Raw genomic sequence first — 12,494 nt, forward strand, 5'->3', positions numbered from 1 at the left:
CACCACCCCCGCAGGCCCGTCACCGCACCCAACAGCCCCGCGCAGCGGACAACGCGCCGCAGGCGCAAACAGCACCCCCACGGCGGGAACGCCGACAACGCCCGCGCCGCCAGGCGCAAACGCCAACCACCACGGCGGGAAAGCCAAAAACGTGGGGCGGGACCCCCGCGGCTAGCCGAGCGGGACGCCGGCCTCCAGATGCAGCGGGCAGCCCCGTTCGCGGGCGCGGAGGGCCCAGCGGAGGCGGTTCCAGCGGACGGGCGGGAGCATGGACTCCGCTTCGGATTCGGTGACGAAGCGCCATGCGCGGAGTTCGGAGCCGGGCAGGAGGAGTTCCTGGATGCGGTCCTCGGTGAGCGTGCCGCCGTCGAAGAGCAGGCGCAGGCCGCCGTAGCCGGGTGGCTTGGGCGCTTCCCAGTCGAGTACCAACAGCCTTGGTGTGCAGCCGAGTTGGATGCCCAGTTCCTCGGCGACCTCGCGCACGCCGGCGCGGGCGGGGGCCTCGCCTGGTTCCACGATGCCGCCGGGGAACTCCCAGCCGGGCTTGTATGTCGGGTCGACGAGCAGGACGCGCTCCTGGTCGTCGAAGAGCAGGACTCCGGCGGCGAGGGTCTCCGCGGTCGGCTCGGGGGTCTGCACGATGTCGCAGGCGCCGGCGCCGGTGCGGACGGCCTCGGCGACCCGTTCGGCGGTCTGGCGGGGCGTCAGGGTCGTGGTGTCCACGACGTGGGCGTCGCTCTTGAGCCAGTCCAGTGCCTGCGCGTAGGGGCCCAGGTGCTCCAGGCACCAGCGGCGGACGGCGGCGTTGCCCTCGGGGTCGCCGGGGGTTTCCTCGCGGTGGGCTATCCGGGAGCGCAGGATCGTTTCCTCCGCATCCAGGAGGACATGTCGGACCGGTATTCGGCGGGCGGCGAGGGCGCCGAAGATCTCGTCGCGGTACTCCTGGCGCAGCAGCGTCATCGGGGTCACCAGGGGGCCCGGCACCTCGGTGAGCAGGGCCGCCGCGGTGTCCACGACCATCCGCCGCCAGGACGGAAGGTCCTGGTAGTCGTCGACCTCTTCGAGGCGCTTGGGCGGCAGCATCGACCGCAGCCCGGTGCCGAGGAGTTCGGGGTCGTAGAGCGTGCTTCCGGGAAGCAGGTCGAGCACTTCATGAGCCGCAGTGGTCTTGCCCGCACCGAACGTGCCGTTCAGCCAGACGATCACGGTTTCCCCTCTTCCCTAGACCCAGGTGAGTTGCCCGCAACACCCTGCCACGGAAACGCTCGGGACCACGGGCCGCGCGCAGCGCCGGGAACACGTTGGCGGAACACACCGCACGGGGGACGCCGGTCCGCCTCCCCCGCCGCGATGCCCCGGCAACCAAGCGCTCCCCCGCCCCTCCAGCACCGAAACCCCCACCCGCGCACGGTCTGCGGGCGGCCGGCGGCGGGGCGGTACGTCGCATATGCCGGGGTCCCATGGATCCCCGTCGGCCGGCCGCGCACCGCCGTTCAGCAGACCTGCAACCCGGGCACCGGCTGGTCGTTCTCCCCGCCGGTGAGGTACACGACGCTGACGTAGACGCCGGCGTTGCCGCTGTCGTCGTCGGTCTTGGCCCACCACACGTTGGTCCACTTCCCGTACGTCTCACGACGGCCCAACTTCGCCTGGCAGTAGAAGTAGTTGGTGCCGGCGTTGAGGTGGCCGACCTGCTGGAAGGACGCGGTGTAGGAGTTCGCGGTGCGCCACACGGGGCAGTTGGCCTTGCCCCCGCCGATGTTCGTGCAGGCCGGTCCGGGGGTCGGCGACCCGCCGCCGCTCCCGCCACTGGCACCGCCGGCCGCGGATCCGGAGCCGCCGGTGGACGTGCCGCCGTGGGCGCCGCCGGACGTTCCGCCGTGCGCCCCGCCCGAGGCGCCGCCGTCCGTGCCGCCCTGGTTGCCGCCCGCGGCCGCTCCGCCGGTCTGGCCGCCGGAACTGCCGCCCGGCGCACCGGGCTTGGGAGCACCGGAGGACGAGGGGGCCCCGGAGGGGGACGCCGCGTCGGTCGGCGAGGCGCCGGTGGCCTTGCCGTCGCCGCCCTTGCCGGCGGAGACGCTCGGCTGACCCGTCGCCGGCGTGCTGGCCGGTGCGGCCGGCTTCCGCCCGCCCGCGGTGTCCTGGTCGCCGGAACCCCCGCCGACCAGGGCGTAGGTGAGGCCACCGCCGCCGGCCAGTACGGCCAGGACCGCCGCCACCGCCAGCAGCACCCGACGGCGCCGGCGGGCCGGCAGCCGGGCGGTGTCGCCGTCCGGGCCGGTCGGGTACGGATGCGGTCCGGTGGCGGCGGTCGCGGAACCGGCCGCCGTCGTCGAGGTGTCGTGGACCGGCCGGGGCGGGTTCGCGCCGGGCGGCTGCGGCACGGCGCCGCCCTGGACGCCCGGGCCGCCGAGCCAACCGGCCGGCGCCACCCCGGCACCCGCGGGACCGGGCAGCGGCCCGGCACCCGCGGTCACGTCGGTGGCGGTCGGGGCGTACGGCGAGCCGGGCTGCGGGAACGACGGCGGCGGGGGCGGCGTGACGCCCGGGTCGCGGCCCTCCGCCACGGCCTGGAGCATGCTGCGGGCCTGGGCGGCCGACGGGCGGTCGGCCGGGTTCTTGGCCATCAGGGCGTACAGGACGGGCGCCAGCGGGCCGGCCCGGCGCGGTGCGGGCAGCGGTTCGGTGACGATCGCGGTCAGCGTCGAGTACACCGACGTGCGGCGGAACGGCGCGCTACCGCCCTCGACCGCCGCGTAGAGCGTCATGCCGAGTGACCAGATGTCCGAGGCGGGGGTGGGGTCCATGCCCTGGGCGCGTTCGGGCGGCAGGTAGTCGAGCGAACCGACCAGTTCGCCGCTGCGGGTGATGTTGGTGCTGGCGCCGTCCCCGGGGGCCTCGATGCTGGCGATGCCGAAGTCGGTGAGCACCACCCGGCCGCCGCGGGAGCCGGCCCGGTCCGGGGTCCGCCCGGCGCGCTCCAACAGGACGTTGCCGGGCTTGACGTCGCGGTGCAGCACGCCGACCTCGTGGGCGGCGTCCAGGGCGTCCATGACGGCGGCGCCGATCCGGGCGATCTCCTGCGGGTCCAACGGGCCCTGCGCGCCGATGGCGTCGTCCAGCGACGGTCCGTCCACCAACTCCATCACGATGACCGGGCGGCCGGCCTCCTCGATGACGTCGTGGACGGTGACCACGCCGGAGTGCCGGATCCGGGCCGCGGCCCGCGCCTCGCGCTGCATCCGGGTCCGCAGGTCGGCGAGTTCGGGGGCGGACGCGTCGGTGTAGGCGCGCAGGACCTTGAGCGCGACCTCGCGGCCCAGCACCTGGTCCTCGGCCCGGCAGACCACGCCCATGCCGCCGCGGCCGATCCGGCCGGTGACGCGGTAGCGGCCGCCGAGCACCTGCCCGGTCAGGTCGTCGTCCACGCCGCGCTGCGGGCCGCTGCGGGACGCGGAGCGCGGCGCACCGCCGGCCGGCGCACCGCCGGCCGGTCGGGGGCCGTTCGCGCCGTCCGCCGCACCGGTTCCGTCCGCCCCGCGCTGCTCGTGCTCCCCCGAAGTCACCGTGCGTTCCCCTCGCTACCCGTCTGGCGGGCCTCAGCGGCCCGTACGTCCTGGACGCCGGGGCATTGTGCCGCAACCCCTCAGGCGGCCGGAAGCCAGACTAAGGGGCGCAGGGGTGCGGCCGGTGCCCCTACGGGGCGGGGACGAACGCATCGAGACGGGACTGTTGCGCGGCCGCCGCGGCGGCCCCCACCACACCGGCGTCCGTCCCCATCTGGGCCGGGACCACGGCCAGTCCGGACACGAAGGACAGCGTGGCGTAATCCCGGAGGGCGGCGCGCAACGGGGCGAACAGGACGTCCCCGGCCCCCGCGACGCCGCCGCCGACGACGGCTATGTCGATCTCGACGAGGGTGGCGGTGGCGGCGATCCCCGCGGCCAGCGCCTGCCCGGCCCGTTCGAAGGAGCGCACCGCGACGGGATCACCGGCGTGCGCCGCGGCGGCGACCGCGGCGGCGCTGTCGTCCCCGTCGGGGCCCGGTCGCCAGCCGTTGGCCAGCGCCCGGCGGGCGATGTTGGGACCGCTGGCGATCCGCTCCACGCAACCGCGCGCCCCGCACGGACACGGGTCGCCGTCGAGGTCGACGCTGATGTGCCCGATGTGCCCGGCGTTGCCCGAAGGCCCCGGGTGCAACCGCCCGTCGAGGACCAGCCCGCCGCCGACCCCGGTGGAGACCACCATGCACAGGGCGTTGTCGTGGCCCCGCGCGGCGCCCTGCCAGTGCTCGGCCGCGGTCATCGCCACCCCGTCGCCGACCAGCGTCACCGGGCGCCCCCCGACCAGCGCCCGCACCCCGGCGACCAGCGGGAAGTCGCGCCAGCCGGGGATGTTGACCGGGCTGACGGTGCCGGCCTCGGCGTCCACGGGGCCGGCGCTGCCGATGCCGACGGCGGCCACCCGCGCCCAGTGGGGCCCGGCGGCCATCTCGCGGACGACCTCGGCCACCGCCCCCATCACGGTGGCGCCGTCCTGGTCGGCGGGGGTCCGCCGGGCGGCCCGGACGACGAGTCTGCCGCGCGCGTCCACCAGGGCGCCGGCGATCTTGGTGCCGCCGATGTCCAGCGCTGCGCTGAGGTCCGTCTGCATCGGTGTCGAATTCTCCTGGTGGGCCGGGGGGCCGGAGTACCGGCCCGGCATGAGAGCGCCAGTCTTCCGGCATTTGACAACGTTGTCTAGGGGCTATGCTCGTCGCCACCCGACGACCCGTCGGCGCGTGGCGCCGACGAGCGCACCCGACACCGCATCCGTCCCCCGGCAGACAGGACCGCACACGTGACCGAGACCGCCCGCGGCACTTCCCATCGCTACGGCACCCGCCCCACGATGAAGGATGTCGCGGCGCGCGCCGGCGTCGGCCTGAAGACCGTCTCTCGGGTGGTCAACGGCGAGCCGGGCGTCACCCCGGACACCGAACGCCGCGTCCAGGACGCCATCACCGCGCTGGGCTTCCGGCGCAACGACTCCGCCCGGATCCTGCGCAAGGGCCGGACCGCCAGCATCGGCCTGGTCCTGGAGGACCTCGCCGACCCCTTCTACGGGCCGCTCAGCCGCGCCGTCGAGGAGGTCGCGCGCAGCCACGGCGCCCTGCTGATCAACGGCTCCAGCGCCGAGGACCCGGCCCGCGAGCAGGAGTTGGTGCTGGCCCTGTGCGCCCGCCGGGTGGACGGGCTGGTGGTCATCCCGGCCGGCGACGACCACCGCTACCTCGCGCCCGAGATGGCCGCCGGCATCGCCACCGTCTTCGTGGACCGCCCGGCCGGCCGGATCGACGCCGACGTGGTCCTCTCCGACAACTTCGGCGGCGCCCGGGCCGCGGTCGCCCACCTCATCGCGCACGGCCACCGCCGGATCGGCTTCATCGGCGACCAGCCCCGCATCCACACCGCCAAGGAGCGGCTGCGCGGCTACCGCAGCGCGATGGCCGAGGCGGGGCTGCCGGTCGACGACTCCTGGGTCTCCCTGGGCTCCACCGCCCCGGACCGGGTGGGCGCCGCGACCACCGCGATGCTGGCCGCGCCGGAGCCGGTCACCGCCCTCTTCGCGGGCAACAACCGCGTCACCGTCACCGCCGTCCGGGTGCTGCGCGGCCACTCCCGCCCGGTCGCCCTGGTCGGCTTCGACGACTTCGAACTCGCCGATCTGGTCCGCCCCGCGATCACGGTCGTCGCCCAGGACTCCGCCCAACTCGGCCGGACCGCGGCCGGCTTGCTGTTCCGGCGGCTGGACGGCGTCGGCGAGCCGCCGCAGCGGTGGGAGATCCCCACCCGGCTGATCCCACGCGGTTCGGGGGAGATCCGGCCGGCCGGGGGCTGACCGGCGCCACCGGTGGACGGTGCGCGCGCCCGCGCGTGCGGCGTTCCCCCGTGACACCGCACGCGAACCGGCCGGGCCCCGGGGCGGGGCACGGCCGGCAGCGGTCAACCGGGGCGGCCGATGGTGCGGCCGCCCCCGAGCCGGTTCGACCGGCTCCGGTTCAGGCCGACTTCGTCGGGCGGCCCGCAAGGCCGTCGAGGTCGGCGCGGGTCAGTCCGGTGAGGCGGGCGACCTCGTCGCTGTCGACGGCGCCGCAGTCGAGGCCGCGAAGCAGGTAGCCGCTGAGCGCCTTGGCGGTCGCGGGCTCGTCGGCGATGTCGCCGCCGGCCTTGGCGACGTAGGCGGCGAGCCGGGCGGCGGCCTTCTCCAGGCCCTCGCGGTAGAAGGCGTAGACGGCGGCGTAGCGGGTCGGCAGGTGGCCCGGGTGCATGTCCCAGCCCTGGTAGTAGGCGCGGGCCAGGGCGCGGCGGGTGAGGCCGTGGTGCAGCCGCCAGGCGTCGTGGACCTGGGCGGTGGGGCCGACCGGCAGCACGTTGGTGGAGCCGTCGGAGACGCGGACGCCGGTGCCGGCGGCGGCGACCTGCATGACGGCCTTGGCGTGGTCGGCCACTGGGTGGTCACTGGCCTGGTAGGCGGCGCTGACGCCGCAGGAGGCGCTGTAGTCGAAGGTGCCGTAGTGCAGCGAGGTGGCGCGGCCCTCGGCCGCCTCGATCATGCGGGCGACGGTGGCGCGGCCGTCGGCGCCCAGGATGGACTGGGTGGTCTCGATCTGGATCTCGAAGCCGATCCGGCCGGGCGTGAGGGCGTGGGTCTCCTCGAACGCGTCCAGCAGTCGGGCCATGGCGGTGACCTGCTCGACGTAGGTCACCTTGGGGAGGGTCAGGACCAGGCCCTCGGGCAGGCCACCGGCCGCCATCAGACCGGTGAGGAAGACGTCCAGGGTGCGGATGCCGCGGTCGCGGACGGCGGCCTCCATGCACTTCATGCGGATGCCCATGTAGGGGGCGGCGGTGCCTCCCCCAGCCTCCGGCCGGGAGGTGCCCCCACGATAGGCGGCGGCGACCAGTGCGGCGGCGCGCGCGGCGGCCTCGTCCTCCTCGGCGTCGGAGCGGAGGCCGTAGCCGTCCTCGAAGTCGATCCGGAGGTCCTCGACGGGCTCGCGCTCCAGCTTGGCGCGGACCCGGTCGTACACCGGGCCGGCGAGGTCGTCGGAGATGCCGAGGACCGCGGCGAGCGCGCCGGCGTCGGGGGCGTGCTCGTCGAGCATGGCCAGCGCCTGGTCGCCCCAGGAGCGGATGGTGCCGGCGGTGAAGGCGTCGCCGGGGACGTAGACCGTGTGGACGGGCTGACGGGTGCCGGGGTCACCCGGGTAGCGCCGCGCCAGGTCGGCGTCCACCTCTGCGAGGGCGGCTCCGATGCCTTCGCGTACGGTGTCCGCGAAGCTCGTGGCCACGGTCTCCTGCTGCCCCATTTCGGTACCCTCCCGGTGCTTGTGCCCGATGCCGTCGCCGACTCAGGCATTTCCGCTTAACGGAATCAACAATCCGTATAGCGAAGCTAACGGTGTCGGTAGGCGAGGTCAACACCTTCCTTCCTCGTGGCGACGCAGGTCACCGGCCCGCACGGGGCCGACAACTCCGTCGCGCGGCCCGCCCGCCAGGCCCCACAATCCCGTCATGACATGGATCGCACCCCGGACCGAACGCCGCCGGACGCCCTCCGCCGCGGGCGAACGCGCGATGCTGCAAGGCTGGCTCGATTTCCACCGTGACACCCTGCTCACCAAGTGCGCGGGCCTGACCGGCGAACAGCTCGCCCGGCCCGGCACCCCGCCGTCCCCGCTGACCCTGCTCGGCCTGGTCCGCCACCTCGCCTACGTCGAACGCGTCTGGTTCCGGCAGCGGTTCGCCGGCGAGGCGATCGACGCCCTCCACTGCACCCCGGACGCCCCGGACGCCGACTTCGACGACCTCGACCCGGCGCGGGCCGAGGCCGACCACGCGGCCCTGACGGCCGAGATAGCGGCCTGCGACGCGGTGGTGGCCGACCGGGGCCTGGACGAGACCTTCACCGTCAACGGCCGCACCCTGAACCTGCGCTGGATCTACGTCCACATGATCGAGGAGTACGCGCGGCACAACGGGCACGCGGACCTGCTGCGCGAGGCGCTGGACGGCGAGACCGGGTCCTGAGAGGCCGCGGTCACGGCCGAAGGCCCCGTACGTCCGCTGCGTACGGGGCCTTCGGCCGTGCGGTGTCCACGGGCCCGCCGCGGGCCCGGCCGGGTCAGCCCTTGCGGGACGTGACCTCGTCGGTGAGCGCCGGGACGACGTTGAACAGGTCGCCCACCACGCCGTAGTCGACCAGGTCGAAGATCGGCGCCTCGGCGTCCTTGTTGATCGCGACGATGGTCTTCGAGGTCTGCATGCCCGCGCGGTGCTGGATCGCGCCGGAGATGCCCGCCGCGATGTACAGCTGCGGCGAGACCGACTTGCCGGTCTGACCGACCTGGTTGGTGTGCGGGTACCAGCCGGCGTCCACCGCGGCACGGGAGGCGCCGACGGCCGCACCGAGCGAGTCGGCGAGCGCCTCGATGACCGGGAAGTTGTCGGCGCCGTTGACGCCGCGGCCACCGGAGACCACGATCGCGGCCTCGGTCAGCTCCGGGCGGCCGGTCGACTCGCGCGGGGTGCGCGAGACGATCTTGGTGGCCTTGGAGGCGTCGGCGACGGTCACCGCGAGCTGCTCGACCGCACCGGCGGCCGGAGCGGCCTCGGGGGCGGCGGAGTTGGGCTTGACGGTGATGACCGGGGTGCCCTTGGTGATCCGCGACTTGGTGGTGTACGAGGCCGCGAAGACCGACTGGGTGGCCACCGGGCCCTCGTCGCCGGCCTCGACGTCCACGGCGTCGGTGATGATGCCGGAGCCGATCCGGACGGCGAGCCGGGCGCCGATCTCCTTGCCCTCGGCGGAGGAGGGCAGCAGGACGGCGGCCGGCGAGACCGCGTCGTAGGCGGCCTGCAGCGCGTCGACCTTGGGGGCGACGAGGTACTCGGTGAACTCGGGGGCGTCGGCGGCGAGGACCTTCACCGCGCCGTGCTCGGCGAGCACGGGGGCGGCGGTGTCCACGCCGGCGCCGAGGTGCACGGCCACCGGCTCGCCGATGCGGCGGGCGAGGGTGAGCAGTTCGAGGGTGGGCTTGCGGACGGCACCGTCCACGTGGTCGACGTAGACAAGGACTTCAGCCATGGGAATTGCTCCTGCGGGAAGAGTGCGGGCGAAGGGAGGACGAAGAGTTCCGACGGACCGTCAGATGCGGGCGCGGAGGCGGGAGATGGCCTCGGCCACGGTCGCGGAGCGGTGCCGGTCCGGGGCCGCGCCCCGGACCCGCGGCCTTAGATGAACTTCTGGCCCGCGAGGAACTCGGCGAGCTGCTTGGCACCCTCGCCCTCGTCCGTGACGATCGTGCCCTTGGTGCGGGCCGGGCGCTCGTCGGCCGAATCGACCTTGGTCCAGGCGCCCTCCAGGCCCACCTCGTCCGCCTCGATGTCGAGGTCGTCCAGGTCCAGGGTCTCCACCGGCTTCTTCTTCGCGGCCATGATGCCCTTGAAGGAGGGGTAACGCGCCTCGCCCGACTGGTCGGTGACGGAGACGACGGCCGGCAGCGCGGCCTCCAGCTGCTCGCTGGCGGTGTCGCCGTCCCGGCGGCCGGTGACCTTGCCGTCGGCGACGGCGACCTGGGAGAGCTGGGTCACCTGCGGGACGGCCAGGCGCTCGGCGAGCAGCGCGGGCAGCACGCCCATCGTGCCGTCGGTGGACGCCATACCGCAGACCACGAGGTCGTAGCCGGTCTTCTCGATGGCCTTGGCGAGCACGAGCGAGGTGCCGAGGGCGTCGGTGCCGTGCAGGTCGTCGTCCTCGACGTGGACGGCCTTGTCGGCACCCATCGACAGCGCCTTGCGCAGCGCGTCGGTGGCGTCCTCGGGACCGACGGTCAGGACCGTGATCTCGGCCTCGCCGTCGTTGGCTTCCTTGATCTGCAGGGCCTGCTCGACGGCGTACTCGTCGAGCTCCGAGAGGAGGCCGTCCACGTCGTCGCGATCGACGGTCAGGTCCTCGGCGAAGTGCCGGTCGCCGGTGGCGTCGGGCACGTACTTCACACAGACAACGATCCTCAAGCTCACGCCGGCTCTCCTACCTGCTTCGTCTCTTCAGAACTGCCTTGTGCTGGCAGCATAGGCGCCCCACGGGGCGGCTCCCGGTCGGATCCGGATCCCCGCGCCGACCGCCATATTACTCGCCAGTACATACACTCTGATGCCCCGAATCAAGGCCGTCGAAATGTGACCTTCCCAACGGCCCCGACCGGGCGACGAAGCAGGTACGGAGGAACCCGTCAGTCGCGCAACGCGTTGAAGCGGCCCTGGTGGTAGAGGAGCGGCCGGCCGGGACCCGCGGGGTCGCCGACGACCGGCTGGGCCAGCACGATCCGGTGGTCGCCGGCCGGGACGCGGGCCACCACCCGGCACACCAGCCAGGCCAGGACCCCGTCCAACAACGGCACGCCCTCGGGGCCGGTGCGCCAGGACGTCGCCGGACCGAATCGGTCGGCGCCGCTGCGCGCGAAGGTCGCGGCCAGCTCCTGCTGGTGCTCCCCGAGGACGTGCACGCCTATGTGCTCGGCCTCGGAGACGGTCGGCCAACTGGAGGCGCCGGTGCCGATGCCGAAGGAGAGCAGCGGGGGTTCGGCGGCGACGGAGGTCAGGGAGGTGGCGGTGAAACCGACGGGGCCGGAACCGGCCGCGGTGATCACCGCGACGCCCGCGGCGTGCTGCCGGAAGACGGAGCGCAGGAGTTCGGGGGAAGCGGTGCGGGGCGTGCCGACATCGGGCGAGGCCGTCATGGAGTTGTCCTTCTGCTGTGGGCTGCGCGCCCGGGCGGAACCGCCGGCGGCCGAACGGCACTCGGCGGCGGAGGTGTCGTCGCTGCTCACACGCCGGGACAACGCGCGCTGGCGGTCCGCACCAGATCGACGTGCGCGCGTCCGTAGAGAAGGAGATCAATACCTGGCCGCATGACGTCAGGCTGACGACGTGTGACCCGAAGCGTCAAGTGTCGCCCGGCATCTGGGAGATCAATCACGGACCGCCTCCCCCAGGGCCGCGATGACGTCGACCTTCCGGGGCTGACCGGCGGCCCGGCGGACGACCGTGCCACGCGCGTCGAGCACCAGCACCGTCGGCGTGCTCCGCACCTCCAGGCGCCGCACCAGCTCCAGCCGCTCCTCCGCGTCGATCTCGACGTGCGCCACGCCGTCGACCATCCCGGCGACCTCGGTCAGCACGCGCCGGGTGGCCCGGCAGGGCTGGCAGAACGCACTGGAGAACTGGACGAGCGTGGCCCGCTCCCCCAGCTCCGCACCGATCTCGGCGGCGCCCATCCGCACCTGGTCGTCCCGCACCGTCGTCCTTCCCGTCACCGCGGCCCCTACGAGGCGCACCGTCCGTCCCGCCATCCCTGGGTGCAGCGCTCCCGCCACCGCAAAGATTCCCAGGGCCGAAAACCGCCCCCGTCGGCCGGTGGAAGCCGCCCCACCTGCCGGTTCCGCCCCGCACGTGACGAGGATCTCGCGCCCCGAGGGCCCCGCACGCTGGCCGCCGGCGCGCACATCGGGCACGATCTCCCGGAGCCGCACAGTTACGACTGCGTAGGTTTCCGCCGGGAGAACCCTCCCCAGGCACAGAGAAGGGGTCCCCCGCACATGGCCGAGCTCGTCTACCCGCCCGTCATCGGCGCGGCCCGTACGCTCTTCAAGACGTTGGACCTGAAGTTCGACGTCGCCGGTGCGGAGAACATCCCGCAGCACGGCGGAGCGGTCCTGGTGAGCAACCACATCGGCTACCTGGACTTCGTCTTCTGCGGAATGGCGGCCCGCCCGGCCAAGCGACTCGTGCGGTTCATGGCGAAGGAGTCGGTCTTCCGGCACAAGGTGTCGGGACCGCTGATGCGGGCCATGAAGCACATCCCGGTGGACCGGACGCAGGGCGTGCACGCCTACAAGCACGCACTGTCCGCGCTCCGTTCCGGCGAGATCATCGGGGTCTTCCCCGAGGCGACCATCTCCGAGTCCTTCACCCTGAAGAACTTCAAGTCGGGCGCCGCGCGCCTGGCCCAGGAGGCCGGCGTCCCGCTGCTGCCGATGGCCCTGTGGGGCACCCAGCGGCTGTGGACCAAGGGGCACAAGCGGCAGTTGGGCCGCCACCACTTCCCCATAACGATCCGGGTCGGCGAACCGGTGGAGGCCGACCCGGCCGACCCGGCCGAGAAGATCACCGACCGCCTCCGGGCCCGCGTCCAGGACCTCCTGGAAGCGGCCCAGCGCGCCTACCCCGTACGCCCCCGGGACGCCGACGACACCTGGTGGATCCCGGCCCACCTGGGCGGCACGGCGCCTATGCCGGGACGCGGTGCGTAAGTTTTTCCTTCCCACGTTGTCGGCTGTCCCGCCGTGGGGGTTTCTGTTTGCGCCTGCGGCGCGGGCCGCTGCGCGGGGCTGGTCGGGTGCGGTGCCGGGGGTGCGGGTGGTGGGGTGCCCGGACTGCTGCGCTTTACGT

General features: G+C 74.0%; 11 protein-coding genes. 3 read left to right on the forward strand and 8 right to left on the reverse strand.

Annotated elements, in window-relative coordinates:
• Positions 1 to 171 precede the first annotated feature (171 nt).
• From ACJ6WD_RS40940 to ACJ6WD_RS40950, 3 genes are all read right to left on the reverse strand, one after another.
• Complete coding sequence (locus ACJ6WD_RS40940) at positions 172 to 1,206, reverse strand: NUDIX hydrolase (RefSeq protein WP_233662050.1); 1,035 nt, start codon at positions 1,204 to 1,206, stop codon at positions 172 to 174.
• A 287-nt stretch (positions 1,207 to 1,493) separates the two neighbouring features.
• Positions 1,494 to 3,566, reverse strand: coding sequence for a protein kinase domain-containing protein (locus ACJ6WD_RS40945; protein WP_407617779.1), 2,073 nt, complete (start codon positions 3,564 to 3,566; stop codon positions 1,494 to 1,496).
• 130 nt (positions 3,567 to 3,696) lie between these two features.
• On the reverse strand, positions 3,697 to 4,653 hold the full coding sequence (locus ACJ6WD_RS40950; RefSeq protein ID WP_407617780.1) for an ROK family protein: 957 nt from the start codon (positions 4,651 to 4,653) through the stop codon (positions 3,697 to 3,699).
• A 186-nt stretch (positions 4,654 to 4,839) separates the two neighbouring features.
• Between ACJ6WD_RS40950 and ACJ6WD_RS40955 the strand changes: the two genes are divergently transcribed.
• Positions 4,840 to 5,880 (forward strand): LacI family DNA-binding transcriptional regulator, encoded by a 1,041-nt coding sequence (locus tag ACJ6WD_RS40955; RefSeq protein WP_233662052.1) that lies wholly within the window; start codon positions 4,840 to 4,842, stop codon positions 5,878 to 5,880.
• A 160-nt stretch (positions 5,881 to 6,040) separates the two neighbouring features.
• Here ACJ6WD_RS40955 and ACJ6WD_RS40960 read toward each other — a convergent pair whose 3' ends face one another.
• On the reverse strand, positions 6,041 to 7,351 hold the full coding sequence (locus tag ACJ6WD_RS40960; protein WP_233662053.1) for a DUF6986 family protein: 1,311 nt from the start codon (positions 7,349 to 7,351) through the stop codon (positions 6,041 to 6,043).
• A 205-nt stretch (positions 7,352 to 7,556) separates the two neighbouring features.
• Between ACJ6WD_RS40960 and ACJ6WD_RS40965 the strand changes: the two genes are divergently transcribed.
• A complete protein-coding gene (locus ACJ6WD_RS40965) occupies positions 7,557 to 8,072 on the forward strand; it encodes a DinB family protein (protein ID WP_233662054.1) in 516 nt (171 codons plus the stop codon).
• A gap of 94 nt (positions 8,073 to 8,166) precedes the next feature.
• On the opposite strand, the gene ACJ6WD_RS40970 is transcribed toward ACJ6WD_RS40965, so the two are convergent.
• The 4 genes from ACJ6WD_RS40970 to ACJ6WD_RS40985 form a co-directional block, all read right to left on the reverse strand.
• Positions 8,167 to 9,129: an electron transfer flavoprotein subunit alpha/FixB family protein gene (locus ACJ6WD_RS40970; protein ID WP_233662055.1), complete on the reverse strand. Its 963-nt coding sequence runs from the start codon at positions 9,127 to 9,129 to the stop codon at positions 8,167 to 8,169.
• A 146-nt stretch (positions 9,130 to 9,275) separates the two neighbouring features.
• A complete protein-coding gene (locus ACJ6WD_RS40975) occupies positions 9,276 to 10,064 on the reverse strand; it encodes an electron transfer flavoprotein subunit beta/FixA family protein (protein WP_016574899.1) in 789 nt (262 codons plus the stop codon).
• Between the two features lie 212 nt (positions 10,065 to 10,276).
• On the reverse strand, positions 10,277 to 10,783 hold the full coding sequence (locus tag ACJ6WD_RS40980; protein WP_016574898.1) for a flavin reductase family protein: 507 nt from the start codon (positions 10,781 to 10,783) through the stop codon (positions 10,277 to 10,279).
• A gap of 231 nt (positions 10,784 to 11,014) precedes the next feature.
• A complete protein-coding gene (locus tag ACJ6WD_RS40985; protein WP_233662058.1) occupies positions 11,015 to 11,320 on the reverse strand; it encodes a thioredoxin family protein in 306 nt (101 codons plus the stop codon).
• Positions 11,321 to 11,641: 321 nt separating this feature from the next.
• Here ACJ6WD_RS40985 and ACJ6WD_RS40990 point away from each other — a divergent pair, with 321 nt between their 5' ends.
• Complete coding sequence (locus tag ACJ6WD_RS40990; protein ID WP_233662056.1) at positions 11,642 to 12,355, forward strand: 1-acyl-sn-glycerol-3-phosphate acyltransferase; 714 nt, start codon at positions 11,642 to 11,644, stop codon at positions 12,353 to 12,355.
• Positions 12,356 to 12,494 lie beyond the last annotated feature (139 nt).

Origin of the sequence: Streptomyces sp. VTCC 41912, assembly GCF_045799175.1 — a bacterium.
GTDB classification, from domain to species: Bacteria; Actinomycetota; Actinomycetes; order Streptomycetales; family Streptomycetaceae; genus Streptomyces; species Streptomyces albulus_C.

What these genes read in the sequence shown, in the direction of transcription:
- ACJ6WD_RS40960 (WP_233662053.1), bottom strand. Translation starts at nt 7,351, where the DNA reads ATGGGGCAGCAGGAGACCGTGGCCACGAGCTTCGCGGACACCGTACGC.
- ACJ6WD_RS40990 (WP_233662056.1), top strand. Translation starts at nt 11,642, where the DNA reads ATGGCCGAGCTCGTCTACCCGCCCGTCATCGGCGCGGCCCGTACGCTC.
- ACJ6WD_RS40950 (WP_407617780.1), bottom strand. Translation starts at nt 4,653, where the DNA reads ATGCAGACGGACCTCAGCGCAGCGCTGGACATCGGCGGCACCAAGATC.
- ACJ6WD_RS40985 (WP_233662058.1), bottom strand. Translation starts at nt 11,320, where the DNA reads ATGGGCGCCGCCGAGATCGGTGCGGAGCTGGGGGAGCGGGCCACGCTC.
- ACJ6WD_RS40970 (WP_233662055.1), bottom strand. Translation starts at nt 9,129, where the DNA reads ATGGCTGAAGTCCTTGTCTACGTCGACCACGTGGACGGTGCCGTCCGC.
- ACJ6WD_RS40965 (WP_233662054.1), top strand. Translation starts at nt 7,557, where the DNA reads ATGACATGGATCGCACCCCGGACCGAACGCCGCCGGACGCCCTCCGCC.
- ACJ6WD_RS40980 (WP_016574898.1), bottom strand. Translation starts at nt 10,783, where the DNA reads ATGACGGCCTCGCCCGATGTCGGCACGCCCCGCACCGCTTCCCCCGAA.